The sequence below is a fragment of the Brevundimonas sp. EAKA genome (assembly GCF_000698025.1).
Taxonomy (GTDB): domain Bacteria; phylum Pseudomonadota; class Alphaproteobacteria; order Caulobacterales; family Caulobacteraceae; genus Brevundimonas; species Brevundimonas mediterranea_A.
Window position 1 is genome coordinate 23673 of record NZ_JMQR01000012.1, and the last position, 21167, is coordinate 44839.

16 protein-coding genes are annotated in these 21167 nt (G+C 65.6%); 3 read left to right on the forward strand and 13 right to left on the reverse strand.

The genetic code is table 11. The features are described 5' to 3' along the window. Window positions 1–19: 19 nt before the first annotated feature. From ER13_RS03310 to ER13_RS03320, 3 genes are read right to left on the reverse strand one after another with little or no spacing between them, the layout of a single operon-like run. Window positions 20–1921 (reverse strand): hypothetical protein, encoded by a 1902-nt coding sequence (locus ER13_RS03310; RefSeq protein ID WP_035306448.1) that lies wholly within the window; start codon window positions 1919–1921, stop codon window positions 20–22. Continuing rightward, on the reverse strand, window positions 1921–2463 hold the full coding sequence (locus tag ER13_RS03315; protein ID WP_052004794.1) for a hypothetical protein: 543 nt from the start codon (window positions 2461–2463) through the stop codon (window positions 1921–1923). The genes ER13_RS03310 and ER13_RS03315 overlap by 1 nt, the downstream gene beginning before the upstream one ends. Further along, complete coding sequence (locus tag ER13_RS03320) at window positions 2460–3587, reverse strand: dsDNA nuclease domain-containing protein (protein ID WP_035306450.1); 1128 nt, start codon at window positions 3585–3587, stop codon at window positions 2460–2462. The genes ER13_RS03315 and ER13_RS03320 overlap by 4 nt, the downstream gene beginning before the upstream one ends. 460 nt (window positions 3588–4047) lie before the next feature. On the opposite strand from ER13_RS03320, the gene ER13_RS03325 reads away from it, so the two are divergent. Both ER13_RS03325 and ER13_RS03330 read left to right on the forward strand, forming a co-directional pair. Then, on the forward strand, window positions 4048–4860 hold the full coding sequence (locus ER13_RS03325) for a DNA/RNA non-specific endonuclease (protein WP_035306452.1): 813 nt from the start codon (window positions 4048–4050) through the stop codon (window positions 4858–4860). Window positions 4861–4903: 43 nt separating this feature from the next. Next, window positions 4904–5437 carry a DUF1353 domain-containing protein gene (locus tag ER13_RS03330; protein ID WP_052004797.1) on the forward strand — a complete coding sequence of 178 codons (534 nt, stop codon included), beginning with the start codon at window positions 4904–4906 and terminating at the stop codon, window positions 5435–5437. Window positions 5438–5640: 203 nt separating this feature from the next. On the opposite strand, the gene ER13_RS03335 is transcribed toward ER13_RS03330, so the two are convergent. After that, a complete protein-coding gene (locus tag ER13_RS03335) occupies window positions 5641–6126 on the reverse strand; it encodes a dual specificity protein phosphatase family protein (RefSeq protein ID WP_035306455.1) in 486 nt (161 codons plus the stop codon). 138 nt (window positions 6127–6264) lie between these two features. Between ER13_RS03335 and ER13_RS17625 the strand changes: the two genes are divergently transcribed. After that, window positions 6265–8085: a hypothetical protein gene (locus tag ER13_RS17625; RefSeq protein WP_052004799.1), complete on the forward strand. Its 1821-nt coding sequence runs from the start codon at window positions 6265–6267 to the stop codon at window positions 8083–8085. A 300-nt stretch (window positions 8086–8385) separates the two neighbouring features. Here the strand turns inward: ER13_RS17625 and ER13_RS03345 are convergent, their stop codons facing one another. From ER13_RS03345 to ER13_RS03385, 9 genes are all read right to left on the reverse strand, one after another. Continuing rightward, the gene (locus tag ER13_RS03345; protein WP_197019710.1) at window positions 8386–8895 is read right to left on the reverse strand and encodes a hypothetical protein; all 510 of its coding nucleotides are present in this window, start codon (window positions 8893–8895) and stop codon (window positions 8386–8388) included. Window positions 8896–8905: 10 nt separating this feature from the next. Next, the gene (locus ER13_RS03350; protein WP_035306458.1) at window positions 8906–9643 is read right to left on the reverse strand and encodes a PaeR7I family type II restriction endonuclease; all 738 of its coding nucleotides are present in this window, start codon (window positions 9641–9643) and stop codon (window positions 8906–8908) included. Then, on the reverse strand, window positions 9636–11357 hold the full coding sequence (locus ER13_RS03355) for an Eco57I restriction-modification methylase domain-containing protein (protein ID WP_081836110.1): 1722 nt from the start codon (window positions 11355–11357) through the stop codon (window positions 9636–9638). Before ER13_RS03355 ends, ER13_RS03350 begins: the two co-directional genes overlap by 8 nt. A gap of 284 nt (window positions 11358–11641) precedes the next feature. Beyond that, window positions 11642–14764: a helicase-related protein gene (locus tag ER13_RS03360; protein WP_052004800.1), complete on the reverse strand. Its 3123-nt coding sequence runs from the start codon at window positions 14762–14764 to the stop codon at window positions 11642–11644. Then, window positions 14761–16473: a phospholipase D family protein gene (locus tag ER13_RS03365; protein ID WP_155988064.1), complete on the reverse strand. Its 1713-nt coding sequence runs from the start codon at window positions 16471–16473 to the stop codon at window positions 14761–14763. Before ER13_RS03365 ends, ER13_RS03360 begins: the two co-directional genes overlap by 4 nt. A 14-nt stretch (window positions 16474–16487) precedes the next feature. Next, window positions 16488–17717 (reverse strand): DUF6361 family protein, encoded by a 1230-nt coding sequence (locus ER13_RS03370; protein ID WP_155988065.1) that lies wholly within the window; start codon window positions 17715–17717, stop codon window positions 16488–16490. Window positions 17718–17823: 106 nt separating this feature from the next. Continuing rightward, complete coding sequence (locus ER13_RS03375) at window positions 17824–19062, reverse strand: DUF3363 domain-containing protein (RefSeq protein WP_035306467.1); 1239 nt, start codon at window positions 19060–19062, stop codon at window positions 17824–17826. Between the two features lie 332 nt (window positions 19063–19394). Further along, window positions 19395–20339: a DUF2493 domain-containing protein gene (locus ER13_RS03380; RefSeq protein ID WP_035306469.1), complete on the reverse strand. Its 945-nt coding sequence runs from the start codon at window positions 20337–20339 to the stop codon at window positions 19395–19397. Window positions 20340–20719: 380 nt separating this feature from the next. Continuing rightward, window positions 20720–21167, reverse strand: a 448-nt coding sequence (locus tag ER13_RS03385) for a GcrA family cell cycle regulator (protein WP_052004802.1), incomplete at its 5' end; no start/stop codon positions are given.

Consider the following 21167-nt stretch of genomic DNA (forward strand, 5'->3'; position numbering starts at 1 on the left):
CCCTGCCGGGATCGCTGCCTTATCGCCAGGAATCGGTCAGTTGGATCAGGTTGGCAGATGCAGTCGCCGGGAAATCCCGGGCCGTTAGAATGACCTGGATGGGACGGACGTCTTCCCGACGGGAGAGCTCCTCGAATGGCTGCATGGCGAGCCCAAGCGGATCCCTCAGCCCTGCGCCCACTGCCATGTCTGGGAAGGTGTCGAGGATGGCGACGCCCGGATAGTGCGTCCCAATCCGGCGTATCAAATCCAATAGCGCGTAATGATAGGCTAGTACCCAGTAGAGCACGAGGGTGCCGCCGAGCTGGGCCCGCGCGGGACGCCCGCCGATCTGGAAGGTGGTTCGCCGGTCGCTGACGCGCACCGTCACGGCACCGGACTTGATCCAAGATTTTGGGTCTAGGGACCGGATGCGGTTCAGGTAGGTGTTGAAGCCCTCGCTGAGCCAATCTGACGCGGTTTCGAACGAGACCTGTTCTTCATGCTGAGTCACCTTGGCTTCTAGCGCGGCCGCATCGCGACGCAGACGATCAATTGTTTCTGTGAACGCGTCGCGCGTGCGAAGCGGTTCGTAGAGGCGGTCGAGTGCTTGCTTGCGCGATCCCATGGCCCCGATCTGCTGGTCGAGGAGAGCCACGCTCTCGGGGAGAATATGGCTGGCGGCTGCCTGAAAGGGTCGCAGTGCGACCTCGATGCCCTCAAGGTCTCGTTCCACGAGCGTCAGTTCCGAATGGCGCTCTTTCAGATCCGCATTGGCTGCGCTCAAAAGGTCTCGCGCCTCTTTCAACTCGCCAGCGATCTGGTCGCGTTCGAAGTTCAAGCGGGTATTGGCCGCCGTCAGCGTGGCCTCGTCGCCGCTCGTGGTCTGATCGCAGAGGAAGCAGCAGCCGACCTTAGCTGGTCGGGGCTCCACGGACTGATCGCAGGCCGGACAGTGGGTTACCTTCAAGGGGGCGAAGACCTTTGCGGCGACATCGGCCCGGGATAGCCGACTCGCCTCTTGTGTGAGGGTGTCGCGATAGTCTGTAAGTTCCCGAATACGCGCTGATAGGGCATCCATTCGCGACTTCAGACCAGTCCGCGCGTCCAATGTCCTCGCGCGTCGGTCCAAGAGGTCATGCAGGTCGACCTTGCCACGTGTCAGTTGGTCTTGAACGCGGCCCAGCTCGGCCGATCGCGCCTCGACGAGACCTCCAACCTCCCGGTCCAGTCTCGCCTTTGCGGTCTCGATGGAGGCTTCGGTCAACCCGACCTGGAGATCTTCGTCGGGGAACAGACCAGGCGCGATCTGCTGCACCAGTTGAAGGAAGAAGTCCTTCTGGTTCTCCGCGCGCACGATTTCCCGACGCGTGTCCGCCAGCTTGGCGAGATCGACGGAAAACAGCGCCTCGGCCAGACCGAGGAACTGCAGCAGGACCGCCTGCTGTTCGCTATCGGGCTGCTCCGGCGCTAGATCTCCCCAAAAGTCCTGACGTCGATAGATGTGGCGGTACAGCGATCGCCACCCCAGCGTCGGCCAAGTTCGGTCGCTAGTTAGAGCGCCTTGCGGGTACCGCAGGATCGGAATGTCCAGCAGCGTCATGAACAGTGTTTCGACATCAGGCGTCGCCATGCGCTCGCCGTCCACCAGCGTCATGGATTTGGCCCCTTCAGAGTCCCAAGCCTTCGTCAGGGTCAGGGTCCGGTCGCCAACAGTCATATGCGCGGAGATCGAGCCATACTTGGCGACCAGAACGTCCTCAAACCGCTCCTTGGCCGATTTCGTCTGGAACATCAGGAAGTCGAGCATTCTCAGCCAGGTGCTCTTGCCTGAGTTCTGCTCCCCGACGAGGACGTTGACCCCCGACTTCAAGGGCAGCACTTCTTCGACGCCGTCGCGCGTCGTCCGCGAGATGTTGTGAATCAGTAGACGATACGGCATCAGCTTTCACCCCCGATGATATGGCCGAGAGGACGGTCACTGACGTCCTCGCCGAACGTCGCGTAGATGAGCGTCTTGAGCTCAGTGCCGGTCCGGCCCGAGAATGCTGCGGCGACGACCCGCATGTGCGCAACGAGCTCGGCGAACGCCTCTGTTCCGACCAGCGCCTTGGCGGCGACCTTACCTGACTTGGTCAAAGCTAGATGCACAGCCTTGCCTGACCGCGTGACCTTGATCAGATCCCGAGCCTCGAGGAAGGCCAGCACATGGTAGTAGCGCTTGTCCCACGGGCCATAGTGGTGGCGAACCATGGCGGCCTCGACGGGCGCTCCACGTCCATCTTGGCCATTCACCAGAGCGAAGAAGTCGGGATATCGGATGAAGAAGTCTAGTTTCGCCATCTTGGTCAAACCCCTGATCTTTGAGTTCTGGCCGCAGATGAACAGCAGCAGGACCAGTCGCCCCGCGTGAAACTCGACCACGTCATCGGCGAGCAGGGCCCGTCCGGCGGGTCGTGAAGCGTGGTGCCGAAGCGCTTTCATACGCGCGCCTGGACGAAGCGATGTCGGCAGCGGTCTGCGGCGATGTACATGACCGCTTGGAGCGCGGCGAAACGGGCTTCCGGATGGCTGGCACGGAGGCCCGCCAAGGCGTCAAGGCAGAGGCTGTGGAACGCCACGCCGTCAAGATCCAGACTCCCGCGATCCAGCTGGGACACAAGCTGATTAAGGATGGCCAGCGCTTCGGACTCCATATCGGCCGTCTCAGACCCGCCCATGTATTTCGGGTCCAGCTCCAGGCGTCGGTGCCGGCGCCTGATATCTTCGGCCATGTCGATGACGCCTAGCTCCAAGCCCGCGGCGGTCATTTTGAAGCGGAGCACCTCGCCGGCTTTACCCGTCGAAACGCCCTTGACTGCGGCAACCTGAGCCTTCAGCCATTCAATGAACAAGTCCCGAAGGAGCTTCTTGGTCTCTGGGCCGTCCCTCCAACGCGTGCAGGACGCGGTCATGATCCGGCGAAGCAGTCGGTCGTAGAGCTCGTCCCGCTGGTCCGAGAACAGGACCTCGCCCATATCCTCTAGCCAACGCTCCAGAGCGATGAGGTTGGCGTTGCGGATCGCCGCCTCTGATTCCGCCACCGTCCAGACCAGATCTCCGATCCAGTGGGATGCGCCACGCTGTCGGAGTGACAGGAGGTTGCCCATCCTGAGCGACACCTTCTCGTGGGCGTCTTTCATCTTCGGGTTGGCAAAGGTGCGGTCCTCATGGCCGATCGGGAGTTTGAGGACGGCGAGATCGGGGTGAATGTCCCCCTGTGTAACCAGGCGGAAACGACAGGGTTCAGCACATCGATCGTGAGCCAGACTCTTGGCGGCAATCGAGGCCGGGTGCCCTTCGCAGATCAGAGCGACGCTCCAAAGCTGAGGATGCTTGTCCGATTTGACCTGCACTAGCTCAACCCACTCGCCGTCGCTGCCGAGCCAGATCAGGGTGACGTCGTCCTCGGCTTCGCACCAGATTTCGCGAAGCTGTTCGTTCGCCAGCATGTCGAGGCAGAACCCGGCCGCGACATGGTCCTGGTAGATGAAGCCCGTCCTTGCGACGGCTCCGCCTTCCTCCAGCGGTGTGAGACCTCGGATAGAGGCCAGACCCTCGAGCACCATGCCGCCACTACCGTCCCCTGCGCCATCTATGACGCCCCTATCTAGGGTGGTGCAACTGGTCCGGAGGTGTCAACGCGGAGGTTACGCGGGCACCATTTTGAAGCCATCGAAGGTCATGCCTGCTTCCGGCTAGCGGACACTCCGAACCGCCGCGATGAGTCAGCTGCAGACGTACTGGGGGCCCAGCCCCCAATCCGCTCCCACGCGCCGCCTCTCATCCTCCGGGGCGAAGGCCCTCATCACTCCTCGCGAATATGGTGAATCTGATCGCGGCGTTCATGATACGATCACCCGGGAGCATGTGCGCATTCCCGGACCGTACGTCCGGAAATGACGCAGCCCCCCTCTACGGTCGCGTCGTTCGATGACGAGGAGGGCGACAGATGAAAAGGCTGGTGTTCTGTTTCGATGAGCTCCGGATCGAGGCCGCACCGAAGCCGGCCGCCAAGGGGACGGAAGCATGAAGCGGCTGATCCTCACCTTGGCCCTTTCGGCGATGGCCGTTCCGGCGTTCGCGCAGGATCGGGCCGAGCTGCACACCTTCCATTGCCTGCACGGATGTCCGACCGGGGCCTCGGCCACCAACGATGTCGTCGTGCGGGAGATCTACACGCTGTCATCCAACGACCGGCGCAAGTTCGCCGACTGGGTGGCCTACCGCGTCACCAGCGACACGGTGGGCCCCTCCGGGGGGCGCCGCTGGCAGGCGGACCCCTGGCTGTCGGAAACCGAGACCCTGGAACCCGACGATTACGACGAGGCGCCGGACGCCCTCCAGATCGACCGGGGACACCAGGCCCCGCTGGCGGCCTTCTCGGGCACGGCCTTCGCTGGGGACACCAACATCCTCTCCAACATCACGCCCCAGCGCTCCGCGCTTAACCAGGCCTCGTGGCAGTACCTCGAAGCGCAGGAGCGTGGCCTGGTGGCGCGAACTTCTCCGGAGGACTCGCCGAGAGAGCTCTATGTTCTCACTGGGCCGCTTTACGAGCGGATGATGCCGGCGATGCCCATGCCCAACGGCCACGAGCGGCACCGACTGCCGTCCGCCTACTGGAAGGTGCTGACGACGCCCGATGGCCGGATGGCGGCCTTCATCTTTGACCAGGATACGCCGCGGTCCGCCGACTACTGCTCCATGCGGGCGTCACTGGAGGAGGTGGAGATTCGGGCGGATCTAGAGCTGTTTCCGCGGCTCGAAGTCCGGACATTCTTGGATCTCGGTTCCGAGTTGGGCTGCGCCCCCCTGCCCGCGCCACCAGACCCCGGCTGACCTCGTCCAAGCGGAGGACGTTTCATCCGCAGAGAGAAGAATAATGACCCAGAATGTCGAACCGGTGGTCACGGACCAGGCTGACGAATGGATCGACAGGTTCGACGGGAAACTGGTGCTCGTGCTCCTCGACAACAAGCGCGCGCCCTCGCTCAAGGGGGGTCGAAGTCTCTGGGCGCTCCACGATCCGCTGACCTATCGCCCCGGCGACAGGACTGAAAACATCACGGTGCGTCCCGGTTTTCCAACCGATCTGGCGTCGATCCCGCGCTGGGCGTGGATCATCCTGCCGCCCGACGGGCCTTGGGTGAAGGCGGCGATCATCCATGACTATCTCTACGCCACCAGCGGAACCGGCGTCTGGAAGGACGGACCGAGCGGCATCACCCGATCAACGCCGTACAGCCGCCTGGAGGCCGATCGGATCCTGCGCGAGGCGATGGCCAACCGCGGCGTCCCGTTTCTCCGCCGCGCCATCATCTACACAGCCGTGCGGCTGGGAGGCGCGCGAGGATGGGGCCAGGAAGACCAGATCGAGCGCCGGCTGGCCGCTGACGTGAGCACGGCCATCGAGTAGTCCGGCCAGCGCGCCCGACCTATGCCAGTTGGCGGACTGTTCCACCCCGTGATGGCGGAAGCACGCATGCCGAAGCGATAGCCCGGAGGGTCACCTCCTGAAGGCCGTCGCTGTCTTACAGTCGTCCGACATCGATAGCGCTGCCAGCGATACCCCTCAGTCTTGGCAGCCCTCGACCTCATCGGGCGGATTGGGCCGTTGTTCTACTGAGCATAGCGCTCCCAGTTGATGCGGACGTAGTCCGCCATGCCGCGAGCTGGATTGTAGTGCGGATAGAGCGCCCTGAACGCGGCGAGCGCAGCATCGAGCGTTAGGCCACTGAATGTATCAGTGTGCTTCGCCAGGTAGAGGAGAGCTATTGAGGGCGACCTTGAAGCGCCTTGATTGCAATGAATCAAAATGTTTTCCGAGCCGATATTTTCGTTAATGGCCGCCAACGCAGCGTCTACAATTTCCGCGCCGATGTAATTGACGTTGTCGACATCGACCAGGTTCAGGATCAACCGCCCGGGTCGCCGCGCAATCAAATATTCCGGATGATCTTTAGACGCCGCCCTACCCGAATAGCCGAGCGCTTGACGATGAAACGGCTCCTTGCAGGCATGGATTACGAACCAACCCGGCGCTCCCCGGATCCGTTGTTCGTCCTGCTCAGAGCCCACATGGAGATTGGGGAATACCTCGATCATTATGCCTGCTCCTAGTCCTGCCCGGGACCTTCGCCACCCACAGGCTTACAGCCACCGCGAGAGGTTCGGTAGTGACTAACCCGGAACGATTGATCTTACTCCTCAACAGGCAGATGTTCGGCGCCTACGGGGAAGGCGATGATCCAAAATCTAAATGTTGCGAAGGCTGCCTACTTCTACGAGGTGACCGCGCGAATTACTGACCAGGCAGTCGACGGGCTTTTTCGCGATCTGCGACGGCAGGCGATTGAACCAACGCAGAACCTGTTTCGCCATGATCGGGAGGATTTGAACGGCGTCAGATGGTCGGCCATCTGCTTCGCCTACCACCGCGACCCTGGCTTTCTCGATCCTCCGCCGCGGCTGAAGGAGCGGGTCTATGGGTTTCTCATGCTCGTCGAGCATCAGGGCAAGGTTGCTGTCCTTAAGTCCGGCCTCGATCTGACGGCCGCTTTCAAGGCCAGGCATCTTGACCGGATGGATGCTGAACGGGTCGAAGCGGCACTTGCGCATAGTGACGCCATTTTCGAAAAAATGCGCCTTCGCAACCTTAGTCCGTCCAAACACGTCCTGCGGTCAAAGATGCTGGAATCGGAAGATCTGCGAAACGTCGTAGGCCCCGCCGGTGGCAGCCGGTTCGCCCCTCAGGGCTACACGCTACGCCGGGATGACGGGCACTATACGACGACGCCGAGCACCGGGCGTATCTCCCAGCGATCGGACACAGCGGGTCACGAAGAACTGGTGCCCTGGTGTGTTGGCATGATCGAGGAGCTCGGAAATCAGAACGCCGAAGTCGCTCCATTTTTGCGGACGTTCGCACGATCGGTCAGCCTGGCGACCTACGGCGCGCGCCTGCAACCAACCTTCTTTTCGGTCAATACCGCGCTACTGGCCGAAGAGCTTTTAGACGAACACAGTCCGCTTCGGCTCGTCAGGCAAAATGGGCAACAGCCGGTCGCGCTATCCCATGATGAGATGGTGGAAGTGCTCGAAGGGCTGGGCACGAGCCTCGCGGTGCGGATGGTGAGGAAGGAGCTTCGCCTTGAGCCCACCGAAGGGCGTCGGCGGACTCTCGGCAAGATCAAGATCAACAAAGGACGGATCAGTCTGCGGAGCCTTGATCTGTCGGCCGCCGAAAGCCTGACCGTTGAACGGGCAGACCTCCCGGTCGGCCAAGATCCGGGCGGAAAATCCCTACGGTCGTACATTAATAGCGAGAGCCGCTTCGTCGTGCTCTTCGACGATTTGGCATTGGCCTATATCGACGGCACGCTCTACCGCGACGACGTGTTCGCGGCTGGCGGTGAGGACCTGCTGAGATACCTGCTTACCGAGCGCGCATTGGCTGACACGGTCAGCGAAAAGGGTGGGCTAACGGCAGTGCAGACCGCGTTTGACCCCACTTCGGTATTTGGAGTGGTGGTGAACCAGATCGCTCACCAGGACGATGTGCTGCTCTGTGACGATCTCAGCGACGAGTGGGCTGACTTTATCGGGCTAAATACCAGAGCCACGCCGCCGACGGTCACTTTCTACCATGCGAAGCATAAAGGGTTGTCGCTCGGCGCGTCGCCTTTCCATGAAGCGGTCAGCCAAGCGCTGAAGAACCTGGGAAACATGGCGCTGCCGGAAAGCGAGATGGGGCGCAAGGTCGCCTCTTGGGAGGGCGTTTACACGAAGGACAGGGTCACGTCGGCGATTGATCGCGTCGTCCGTGGCGACATCGCGACGGTCGCAGATGCGATCGGCGCCGTGCGCTCGACGCCCGATACGATGCGGCGCGCCTATGTCGTGACCTCCTCGCTGAGCAAGCAGCGCGTGAGCGACGCTCTGGTCAGCATCAAAGCCGGCAACGCCCCATCTCCCCATTTCGTCCAGCTCTATTGGTTGCTGATGACTTTCGTGTCGGCCTGCAGCGAAGTCGGGGCCTTCGGGCGGGTGGTCTGCCAAGAATAGCGGCTTGAGCGGATCAGATCCGCCAATGGGCAAAACCCTCGCGAGAAGGGCTCTCGACGCTATTCCCGATCGGAACAAGGCTAGTTGCCGTGATCACTCGATGTCGTCGCGCCACTCGCGCAACCCAGCTCGGTGATCAAGCCAGTGGCGGCACAGACCGCCGGTGCGCCGGCTTGGTCGCCCCCCCGCTTGTAGGAAAATGGGTCCGATGGCCCGTTTAAGAGCGGCCTGGCGCTGCCCTTCTGAACGTCAGGCAGGAGTCAAAATCAGGCTTTTCCCCGGCGAACTCCCGTTCGGCCATCAGAACGACACGGCCCACTTCGGGTATATCTTGCGCGCCTTCGCGAAGACCTCCTGCAGCGTCATCTCCAACCAGGTTTCCGAGATGATATTCACGAAGGCGAACCTGTACTGCGCCCCGAGGCTCTGAGCGACCAGCAGCTCGGCGGTCGTCAGATCGAAGAAGTAGCCGCCGAAATCCGCGCGGGTCTTCAGCTTGTTGGTCGATTTGATTTCATAGACGGTGATGGCGTCGAGGTTCTCAGCAATTCCGGCCGGATCGGTGAGATCGACAGGGCGGCCCATCCGAATGACATCGAAAGCGGCGCCGTAAATCACCCGGCGCTTCATCGCGAAGGCGACGAGAAGGGCGTCACGCTCCCGGGCGGTCGGCTGGTGGAAGCCGGCCTTCTGCTCCAGGAGGATTTCGACAGCTCGGCGCGCGGTCTGCTTCTCCCCGCCGGCCTTGGGTGAGGCAGCCTGAAGATCGACCAGCTCCGGCGGGATGTTCGGCGCCAACGGGTCGGTCACGCCCGGCGACCTAGGCCGAGCGCGCGGCTTCAGCCGCGATATGACCCGCGAAGGTCGTGACAAAGGTCTTCAGACTGGTGAGATCGGACAGGTCCTGGAACGCGCCGTCCCCGACCGCCGAGCGGGGCGACGCCATCAGCGCGGCCGAGGTATAGAGCTGCTCCTGCACAAGGCGCTGGCACAGGATGTCGTAGCGTTTCAGATAGGACGCCCCCTGGAATTCCCGGAAGACCGGGAAATGCGGTGAGGCGTCCCGCACCGGCGAGCGCGAGGCGGGGTGGTCCTCGACCATCATCATCCAACCGATGAACGGACGCGGATGCTGGCCCAGGGCGCCTTCGCGATAGGCGGTCCACAGGTCATGCGCCATTCCGATCGCTTCCTCGGTCCGGTTGTTGAAATTGTTGCCGAACGAGGGGCCGACCTGGCTCTTCAACTCGACCCCGGCGATCAGGCGGCCTTCATGGATCACCAGCAGGTCCCACAGCTTCGTCGGCCGGAAATAGCCCGGAAGGGTCAGGACCCGTCGTTCCTTGTGGATCTGGGCGTGGCCGAGACCATTGGCATGCACCAAGTCGATGACCATGGCGACGAAGCCGTCCATGTTCTTGCCCGCGGTGACGCCTGCGCGTTCGCCGGCGTCGATCCGCCCGGCCTCGATCTGCTTCTGACGCGCCGCCTCCCGGTTGCCCCAGAAGGCCATGACCGCCTCGTGCGCCTTGCGCTCGTAGTCCGCCAGATCAAGCATCGTCGCCGTCCCCCGTCAGGCCTATCACAAGCCGCTCCTCCGCCGTCAGCCGATACAGCTCCGCCACGGCGGCGTTGCAAGCGACCTGATCACGTCGCTCCGCCGCCTCGGTCAGCTGCGCCCTCAGCGCGAGACTGACGTCCTCCCATCGGGGGACACGGATGCGGCGGAGATACTGCGCCTGGAAGCGCAGATAGCCGCCGCGCATCTTGGTCGAATAGGTCGCCACGAACAGGCGCGCGATGCCTGAAAGAAGCACGGCCTGGAGCGCGCGCAGGTCCCAGGTCTCTGAGGTGATGAAGTAGAGGTTGTGGTGAGGGTAATAGCGACCCTCGTCATAGACGATATGGGCCTCGCCCTTGATGTCCGGGATCAGAAGCTTGGGCCGCCCGACCAGTTCTGGAGAAATGCGGTCGATGGTCCGGTACCAGTTCGCCGGGGATTTCCGGGCCACATGTCTGCGCGAGATCGCCTCGCGGCGCGCTTCGAGATAGGCGCCCAGACGCGGGTAGTCCGTCAGCGACACCAGACCGCCCTCGTCCTTGAACGGATTGATGACGCCGAGACCCCGCCACCGGATGTCCCCGGCATGGATGTCGCGGGTCATCACCAAGGGAACTTTCCGGTCCGGCTCGACGTCGAGGGCATCGAGGGGGCCGATGAAGGCCTCGTCGTTGCCGGTCGCCACGCCGATGCCAACCTTACAGCCGGCCTCTTCCAGGGTCGGAAACGCCGCTTCGAGACGCCGTACGACCTCAAGGCTGTCAAACCCTTCCAGAAGCCAGGGTTCACTGCCCCCGGTGACCAGGCCGACCGCGTGAACCTCGGCATCGGCCGGCTGACCGGTCAAGGCCTTGGCCAGATCCGACAGCGGCGCCGCCTCGATCACCGGCCGGCGCGCGATCCGGGTGATCTCGCCCCGTTCCGCGCCGATCACGAAGATCCCCGGATAGGCGACGACGTCGGACAGGAAGGCGGGGGTGTCGACCATGTCGACATAGGCCCGCAGATGAAAGCGCTCGGCGACCCGCTTTCTCAGGGGGCCGCCGTAGCGGTTCTTGGTCCATCGGTCGGCACAGATGAAGCCCAGGACCCCCTGCCCGGTCAGCAGGTCCAGCGATCGCTCGATGAAGGGGATGTAGATGTCGGCGCGGTCGTAGACGGTGGCGTAGCGCCGACGGTATTCGTCAATCAGCGACTGCGGAATGAGCTCCTGGCGGATGTAGGGCGGGTTGCCGACCACGACGTCGAACTTCTCCGCGATCGGCGCCAGGAGAAAGTCGTCGCAGGACAGCCAGCGCTGGACGAGGAGGGTCGCGTCCGTGGAAGTGAGGCCGAGTCCCTCCAGGTCGGCCGTCAGCTGGGCCGCCGTCGCTGCGAAGGTCGCCCGGTGCAGCTCAACCCCGCGGATCGCCTCGGCAAGATCGACGGCCGGCGCGGCGCCGCCGGCGTCGTTGTAGGACTGGACGAGGCGACGAACCGCCGCCCTCAGAAAGTCGCCGCCGCCGAACGAGGGTTCCAGAAGCCGCAGGCGAGCAAGCGGTCTGTCCGGTGTGTAGCCGACCAGGTCGAGGATGAACTCGACGACCTCGGGCCGGGTGAAGATCGCCCCCCGATCGGCCGCGCTCGCGGTGGCGAGAGTCTCGACCGCCGCCTCAAGACCGCAGAGCGCCGGAAGCGATGGCTGATAGGCGCGAAGAGCGTCGAGGGGCACGGGCTTCCGATCAGGAGCAGGAGGGGGACGCAGCTTCGCGCGAGTCGGGGTCGGCGGCCACGGGTCGATTGCGACCGCAGACGATGGCCGCTCCTGGAGGATGACGTGGTGTTTAGTCTAGACGATCCTGTATCGGCGATTCTGGTCTTCCGCGAGGTCTGATGCGCGTCTCTGGAGGATCGGAACCCGGCCGGCGGTCGTCTAGGATTATGCAAGAGCCTGCGATGTCGCCAAGACGACCTTTTGCAGATCGACGACTGATACGCGCCGGCGCCGAGCGGGATTCAACGACGCCGGCCCTTCGGCCGCAAGTCGATCGCCCAATCGCGCGCCTCCTCTGGCGTCACGGTGTCCTCGATCGCGGCGAACAGGTCCTGGTGTCTGGGAAGGCCCATGACGAGCCGGTAGAGACCGAGCCGGCGAGTCAGGTGCGGCCAGGCGTCCGCTTCCCGACTGAAGGCCATAAGAGGTACGATCCGTTTGACTCTACGCGGTGCGTCTCCCCCTTCGAACACCCAGCTCGGCGCCAATTCATTGTCGGGTTCCGCCTCGGCGGCCAGTTCGAACAGTCTTCGCCACGGATCGATGAGGCCGTTCATGCCGCGCCCGGACAGGCCCTCCAGGCCGAAGGCCGCGGCCACGTTCAGCCGGACGGCCTGGCCCTTGTACCGATGAACCCGGCCTTCCCTCTGCTCCAGCTCAACCGGGGTCCGGGGCAGATTCCAGTGCACCACCGCATGGCACCAGGGATGGAAGTCGAGCCCCTCCTGCCCGACCGTGGTGGAGGCCAGGATGAACGGCCGGAATGGCGAGTTGAACGCGCCGCGCACAGCGTCAAGACGACTCACGCCGCCCGTGGCGTCCTTGATCTCGGCGAATCTGAGCGCATGCCGACAGCGCAGGCCGACCGACTGGATCCCACTTCCGCGCCGTCGCTCCAGGCCGGAAACCTGAACCGTCGCGCGACGCAGGGTCAGAGCGCCGTAGACGGCTTCGCCGGCCCTCCGGATCCGATCGGCCGGCCCCTTGCTGTCGAGGGAAATGGCGTCCGACAGCAAATGAAAATGCTCGTCCAGCACCGCCTGGAGATTACCGTCCCGGGCATAGGCGAGGGCTTGGAGCCAATAGGTCGAGATGCGCGGATAGGCCAGTTGAACCACGACGGTCGCGTCGTTCTGATTGAAGAGGGTCTGGAACCCGCGCGCCACCTTGAAAGCCGCGCTGCGAACCGCGGGCTCCAGACCGACGACGGGAAAGGTGCGCGATAGCGCGCGCAGGGCGCAGACCGCAGGCCCGGCAAGCGCCATTTGGGCGAGGACCTTCACAAGATCCTTGGGACGAGGCCCCAGCCGTTCGGGATGGGCCAGAATCAGCCGCATCGCCCGGGCGGGATCGGGGCCCTGGTCGCGCCCGTCATGCCATGCGCCGAGGGGGTTCTTCCCGGCCAGCCAGGTTCTCGCGTCGGCGCCGTCGAGCAAGAGAGGGGCCGCCCAATACCAACGCTCGTCAGGGTGACCCTCGGGGCGGCCCTTGGGCAGGTCTTTGAGCGCGCCGACGATCTGGCGGCGGACGGCGGCCTCGGCGGCCGCAGCCAAAACAGGTCCGCCATTCGTTGTCGCCAGCGACAGTGGATCGCCCAACTCCGCCAGCCGGACGCCGGGGACCAGGAGGGCGAGGGCGGCGGGATGGGAGTCGGTCGCGCCGGCCCGGCCCGGGCGGTGAAGGCGCAACAACTCGCCCGGTTTGGCGAAGTCGGCATGGGCGCGGCGGGGATCCGGACGTCCGGCGCCGGCGCGTCGGCGCCGTTTTGGTTTCCATCGTTCGGCCAGTCGCCGTTCGACCTCGTAGGAGACCAAGGCGGAAATCGCGTCCGGCGCGAGGCGCCATTCGCTAAAGACCAGTCGCTTGAGATCAGCCGGTGCATCCGCGAATACGCCGGAGGGTTGGAGGTAGGGAAGGGAGGGGGGAGCCCATAAGAGGTTCTCCACGCCTTTCGGCAGGGCGTCGGCGATCAGGGCGCGCATCCGGGCATTGGGAATCGGCGTCGCTTGCAGTCCACGGAGATCTCCCTGCTGCATCAACAGGGGCTTGAGGTCTGCGGCGATACGACGACGCTCGACCCGCGAGGTCGCCATGACCGAACGCCGGAACTGATAGTCCCTCATGAAGTCGAGGAAGAAGGGCGCAGACTTCCAATATTCCGTCGGGTCGTGCGCCTTGACGCTGCGGGCGATGCGGCGCGCCGCGACGGCGCCGGCAAGGTCCCCCGGCTCGACATCGAGGTAGGAAATGACTTCCTCGACCATGCTGGCCCCGCCCTGGGTCCAGCTGACCCGCTCCGTGCGGCTCATCACGCGCTTCAGAATGCCCGCGGCCCGGTCCCGGGCCGCCGTGATCCGATCAGACGACCGTTCAGGACTTCGCAGCGCGGCGGCGAACTCGCCAAGCGCGTCGTCCAGGGCCTTCGCCGGGGCGTCGCCGGCCAGGAAGCGGATCAGATCGACGAAGTTGTCATAGGTCTGGCCGCCGACGGCGGCGCCCGGCATGCGATAGGGGGTCGCCGACAGAAGCAGCACACGCCGTCCCGGGTCACCCGCGCGCATCAGCCCCATGGCCAGCTCCTGGGCCAGGGAAGAGCCTTGCGTGGGCGCGGCGAGTAGATCGGCGTAGCGTTGGAACTCGTCGACCACGATCAGACAGGCCGGCGCGACGGCGTCGACCCCCGCCCGGGCCAGCAGGGCGCGAAGCCGCCCGATAACACCGCTTCGCGCGCGTCGGAACGCGAGGGGCGTTGCCTCATCGAGCGCCAATGCCGCCAGCCGGCGTATCTCGGCGACCAGGGCGTCGTCCGACAGGACCGCCCCGACGAAGGCTTCAGTGATCCGGGGATCGAGCCGGACGTCCGCGAGGTCCGTGACGTGATCGTCCCAGCTTTTTCGTCCCGCCCGCTCGCGCAGGAGATCCTCGAACCCCGCCGGCCTCAGCCTGGATCGCAACAGGCGATGGATCAGAGCGCGTTCCCGCATCGACCCGGCGCCCCGGGTCAGATTGAAGGAGGTATCCGGCGTGATCGCATAATAGCGAACGCGATCCTCGTCGCCCTCGCTCCGCGTGTTTATCGCCAGCAGGCTTAGCCGTGTGGCCCGGGCCGAGGCGCCGCCCGCATCGATGACGAGCTTGTCGAGATTCTGACTGGCGATGGCCTGGCTGGAGCAAACGTAGATGATGTCGACCGGGCCTTCCGGAAAACGCGTGAGCGTCTGGCGGATGATCTCCCTGGCGACGATCGTCTTGCCCAGGCCGACCTCGTCGGCCACCAGGAACCGGTAGGCCGGCGCGCGGTCGCGCCAAAGACGGCTGACCGCGTAGTCGGCCGTGGCCTGCTGGAACCGGGTCGGCTCGCTCATGCCGGCTCTCGCGCCGCCATCACGGCGGTCCAGAGCTTGCGAAACTCCGGCGGCGCGAGGCGCTCGAACTCCTGGGCCCCGAACCCGTCAAAGGCTTCAACGAGGAGCTCCAATCGCTGCGGATCGTCCGCCACGGCGCGGATCAGCAGTTCGAGGAGGCCACCCCCCATGCCGCCCGCCGCCGCCGCCCAACCGGCGGCGGGGCCGCCAGGATTGAGCAGGGCCTGAAGCGCTGCATCGTCACCCAGCAAGGCCCTCACGAACTCCAGAAAACTTCTCGTGTCCGGTATGAGGGCCTGGAGAGCGGCTCTGCGCCTCTCGTCCTCGGAAACGCCCAGCACCTCCAGCCGGAGGGTGAAGGGCGCGATCGTCGGCGATGCGAAGACGATGAAGCCGGTGATCTGGGCGAGCGCCAGGCGCGTTGGAAATTCGGCCGCCTGACGTTCGGCCAGTCCGTCGAGACAAGGGCATGCCTGATCCAGGGGCAAGGTTGCGGGGCGGAAGGTCAAGCCGATCAATTCGGCCTGATCCGCATCGGACAGGGGATTGGGCGCACGCAGGGAGACACGCCAGCCTTCGCCATCCGGCGCGCAATCGAGCGTGAGGTCGAGGCTGCTCAACGCCCGGCGGGCGGGACGGTCGTCAGTCGTTTCCTCCGGCGTGCTCGTCTCTTCGGGCGCATGATCGACGAGCACCGGCGCGAGAGTGTCGAGGAGCGATGATACGCCGTCAGGCAGGGCGGCCGTGGCGTCGAACACCGCCATGAACTCCACATTGGCCCCTGAGAAGGCGGCCGAGGTGGCGTTCATCGAACCGATCGCCAGGCCGCGACGATCACCGCGATCCCAGGCGTAGATCTTGGCATGGAGCTGGCCCGGGCGGGCGTCGTCCTCGCCCGTCGGGGGATCCAGAACCAGACGGCGATCAAAAGCCGTCACCGCCTCGCCCCAGCATCGGTCGAGTGCGTCCGCCCGGGAGACGAGGGCCAGACGGCGCGTCGCGCGCAGTTGCCGCAGAGCGGGTTTGGTGAGGAAGGGCGAAAAGACCACAAGGCTGTCACTGGGAGGCGGCAGCCAGGTCTGATCCTTGCAGATGAGGCGGAGGTCTGGTCGGGCCAACCCCTTGGGCGGGATCCAGCGCGTCGTCCGGGCCTGGCCGACCAGATCGCGGACAAGCGCAGCCTGGGCCGGTCGAAGGGGCCTGCGCACCATGTCCGGCAGGGCGTCCAGGAGCTGGGTGAGACCGTCATCTCGCGGCGTCCGACCCGGCTGGCCTTCCAGAACCACGCCGGCGTCCCAGGATCGATCCGCCGTCAGGTTGCGGCTCATGACCGCCAGGCGCAGCGAAACCCGACCGCGGTCGTCGCGGAAGCGGACGAGCCAAACCTTCGGATGAAAGGCCCCGCCACCTTCGAGGCGGACCGCATTCACCAGGGGTTCGAGTTCGATCACCGCTGGCGGCAGACCGTCCGCGCCGGCCACTGCACCGTCCTGGCAGAAGATGACGGTCCGATCGCAGATCCGGCGCAGGGCGGCGATCTGCGCAGGGGTAATGGCCCGGGGTTGGAGATCGCCGCCGGGACGGTCCGATAGCAGGGCCGCGGGGAGCGCGAGCACACTGCGCAAATCCGCCGAATAGGTGCAGACGACCAGGGCGTCGAACCGCCAGCCGACGGGCGGCCGCACGAGGTCATACAGCGAGGTTCTCATCCGCGCGCCCAGCATTATCGGACGCTGGCCAGATCGTTGAGATACTGGTGCGCGGTGCCCCAGCGATAATCGAGCCTTTGCGCCTCTCCGCCCCTCCAGCGGGATCGCGCGCTCGCCAGTCGAATGCGGGAAGTGCCCGCCCGCCCTTTCAGGGCAACCTCGCGTCTTGATACCAGTTCCGCCGCCGCCTCGCTGGCGGGCAGATCCGGCCCGGCTCGACAGAGGGCCGCCCAGGCCTTCACGAACGCCAGGGTCTCGGGGCTGATGGTATGCCTGGTGGCGAAACCGAGGCGACCCGCTTCATCGATATGGTCGAGAACCAGATGAACATCGGCGGGGCGAAGAGCGTTAGCCCAGTCCTGGAGACCCGCGGCGTAACCTTCATATCGGTCGAGCTGACCGCCTTCGGGCAGCGACAACCGGGCGACCGTGCGGCGGTAGAGAATCCCGGCGCCGTACATGACTTCCGTGAACGCCCGCGCGAGCTGCAACAGCTGCTGGGTTTCGCTCTGAAGCGCCGGGACCATCGGGTGGTCCCAGAGGCTCATTCCGCGCGGCAGCGCCCTGCGGTGCGTCATGAACACGCTCATCAGATTGTGTTGATGCAGACGGCCATCCCGATCAGCGCAGGCCCCTGCAAGTCGCCGTCGCAGCGTCCGGGCCTCGTCGGTCGTCAGGCCGAAGTCCAGAGCCGGCAGGTTTGGAAAATTGTCCGGCATCCGGGGACGGTCGGAATCAAATCCAAAGGTGGACTCTATCGCCGCCTCACCTTCGCGACCGGGCGATTGCCGCTCCGTCTCCCGGGCGGCGACGACGCCTCTGGCCCAGTGGACGGGTGAACCTTCGGCCTGGCGCATGCCCAGCCGCATGAGACCGGACCAATAAATGTCGGACGGCATTCGCCTGAGGCGATCCTGGCTGTCGATCCCGATCACCCCCTTGCCCTGACCGAGGTGGCTGAGCGCAGAGATCAGCTCCACCTCATGACGATGGAGGGCGGTCAGGATCCCGTCCTCGGCTGATCGTCGCGCGGCGAGTTCGCAGCACCATTGCACGAAGAAAAAATACCGCGCGCGGGTCTGGATCGTGCTCAGCCCCGGGAAAAAGGTATCGGCGAAACTGTCTCTCAGACTGCCGAGACCAAGCTCCTCTCGCGCATCCTGCTGTCCGCTCGCGCCCAGCGCCCTGAGAACTGCGGCCTCATGTGACGGATCACCGTCAATCCAACCCAGAAAAGTCTGCACGCACGCCCCCAAGCCGGGGACCTTCGCTGTCCGGATCGACCGGGTCAACCGCGCTGAAGCTTCGCCCTGCCGAGCACAGACGCGGAGCGCGGCCATGCCGACGCGTCTACCGACTGAGATCCGCCGGCGTTCTTCCCGCAACCCGCGCGTATCCGGCCGAAGCCGCTTCAAGCCGCACCGTCTCGCCCGCGACAAGGGGCCGACTTCCCGCCCGCAATTTCGCGTAGTGCTCGATTCCTCCAAGATCGCGCACCACCACCCAAGGCGACGACCCCGCCTCGTCATGGAACCCCGTCTTCACCACCACGCCCCGAACCGCCGCCGCCCCCAAGACCCGTACCTCCTTGGCCCCTTCGAGGCGCCGTTGATTCAGCGTCCGGATGATGTCCCGTCGCGCCTGCAGGGTCCGCAGCTTCGTCTCCATCTCCGGGTCGAGCCGATACCGCCGCCCCGTCCGCGTCGCCAGACCCAGCCGCTCCAGATGTCTCAGCCGCCCCCGCGTCAGCGCCGCCCAGGCGTCGTTGGCGCCGACGCCGTCCATGACCGTCCCACCGGCGTCCGCCTCCGCGATCAGCCGCCGGTCGAACCCCGTGAACCGGTCCGCCTCGGTCTCCTTCCAGACCCGCCGCTCCGCCTCGACCCGGGAGAGATCGCCCAGCCGCTCCTGCGCCACCTCCTGCGCCCGCGCCCGGAAGCCGTAGCCGATGTAGTCGCGCGGAATGACCAGGTCGCGTCCGTCCTCCCGCCGTCCGCGAACCAGCACATGGGCATGCGGCTGGTCGGTGTCGTAATGGCAGGTCGACACCCATGTCAGGTTCGGTTCTCCGAGGTCCGCCGAGACCCGTCCCATGACCTCCCGGACATAGGATTTCAGGTCGAGCCGCTCGCCATGCTCGGGCGAGACGATGAAGCGGAAATGATGCCGGTCCTCGCTCCAGCCGTCCGTCTCGACCGCCGGACGGATCCCATTCAGCTCCCGATCGAAGAAGTCCGGCCGCTCGCCCTCCAGCCCCGCCCCGGCCCGGCCGAGATAGGCCACATGCTTGCCCAGCGCAGCCGCTCTCTCGGCGCCCCGGCCGGCGTGGCGCGAGACCAGCGCCTTGACGATCACCTTCTGACGGACGTCGAGGCGAAAGGCCCGACCTGACCGGTTCTGCGCCGCCCTCAGCACACCTGAGCGGTCCCCGAGCGCGAAGGCGCGAGAGCAAGCGAGCCGCTGGAGCATCCCGGTCCGGACCCCGGCGCGATCCTTCTTCAGGGAAAGCGGCAGGCTCACCCGAAGCCCGTCGGCGTCCTGACCGGAGCCGGCCGACACCCGCTCGTCGATGGCGCTTCGGACCAGCATTCGAACCCTCCCGGCAGAGGAGAAGGCCTTCGCCGCCCGGCAACTCATCCCAAGTCGCCAACGGCCAAAGTCCCCTCGCCCAAGTCACGGAGAGAATACAAGAAACGCGAAGCGCCCAAAACGCCCTTTTATCTTGCCCTCCGGCCCTTTTCGCAGATTGTCAGCCATCCCGATCACTCGCCGACATGCCCAAACAACAGAAAACAAGGGCTGGCCCTGAAAGGCCCACCCTGTCGCCGGAAGCGGAAGTCCGCCCGACCGCGCCCGGATGACAAACAAAAAAAACCCGCCCGGCCGAAGCCGAGCGGGTCGTCGATGTCAGGCCTGATCCGTCAGGCGGCCCGCGCCTTGATGGACACGTGTCGCAGTCCCGACTCCATCGCCTTCTGTCCAAAGTTGAGCGCCGGTCCGAACGGCCGATGATCCGCCCGCGCCCGATCCACCGAATGGACCAGGGTGAGGCAGACTTCCGGCTCGAGCGCGATCAGCTCGTCGTTGGCCCGGAAGGGAGCCGCCTTGCCGTGGGCATCGAAATCCGCCCGGGCGAGGATCAGGGTCACCCCCTTCTGCCGGGCCCATTTGATCGCCAGCTTCTCGGAGCCCTTCGCCCCGGTCGTCGCCAGGGCCATGTCCGGCCATTCCTGTTTCGCCCAGTTCAGGGCGTCGAAGATCCGGCCCGCGTCCTCCGCGCTGTCGGCCGTCGGCGCGCCCCGGAAGGCGACCACCGGTCCGCCCGGATCGGCCTCTCCGGACCGCCGTTGCCGGATCGCCCTGATCGCCTGTTTCGCCTCCAGCTGGGCGGCTGTCAGACGCGTACCGCGCCGGCTGCCCCGCCAGGCCGTCCAGACCTCTCCGGTCGCGACCGTCCAGGTCTCCGACGCCGCGTCCCGGATCAGTTCGCAGGCCTGGGTCGCCGCATCGCCGGCCCGGGCTTTCGCGGTGGCGTCCTGGAGCTCGGTGTCCGCCGCCTCCGATCCATCGAAGTCGCGGTCGAGCGATCGCATCGCATCGCGCGCCCGATCCGCATCGCGTTCGATCCGTCCGGCCGCCGAATGGAAGGCGCCGATCAGGGCCTCTCCGAGGATCGTCTGATAATCCTCCAGCGCGGTGTCGGAGATCATGTCCACCAGCTCGGTCATGAGCGCGCGCCCGAGCTGGACCAGGGCCTCCTCGGTCGGATGCGGGCGAGCCTCGTTCAGGGAGGCTGTCAGGTCGTCGAAGGCGGAGTCGGACTTCTGGGAAGCGGAGGCGATGAAGGGATGGCTGTAGAAGGTCATTGGAACATTCCTTTGAGAATGCCGTGCGCCCCATGCGCAACGACCCCGGTCTTGGCCACGGCGGGGTCCCCGGCAGTCACCGGAGCGGGCCGCCCCTTTGCGGCCCGCGGAGGGGAACGGCGCAGCCGTTGACTTCCGGGGCGCCGTGACAAGATCGGAGGGCGTTGTGTGGGGGCAGGTCGTCGTCGCCCTTCGCGACGACGACACAACTCGGCGCATCGCTTGCGCCGATACGGACGACGACCCGGCGCCCGGCGTCTCCGACGGCGGCGCGCCGCCGTCCCGACCGGTCGATGGCCCGGACCGCACAGCAAGACGGCGGCCTCCGGGAGACCGCCGACGATCCTCATCAAACGTACGTCGCGACACCGGGCCAGAGCTCAGGCCAGACCCGCAAGGTTGAGCAGCGACGGGGCGCCGCCCGGCGGCGTTCGATAGCCCACCGCCGCGTGGCCGGCGCAGAAGGCGCCCCGGGCCACCGGCCGGCCGCAGAGGGAAAAGCCTGCATCGGCCGGATCGCCGTAGGGCCAGCGGCACTGGCCCGGCTTCACGGTGAGGATGGTCATGCCCCGGGACGGCAGGTTGGGCACGGGTTCGGCCGGGAGCGCCGGGGCGTCCGTCGCGGACCGCTTGACCGGCCGGGTTCCGGATCTCTCGACGCGCGCCCGGGGCGTCTCGGGTCTGGAGGCCGCGGACAGGCGCCCCGGCCGTCCGGTCGACAGGCCGAGCCGGTGCACCTTGCCCAGCACCGCACTGCGGCTGATGCCGTTCTTCAGTTCGCGGGCGATCTGCTCGGCGGTCCGGCCCTCAAGCCAGAGCCTCTTGAGG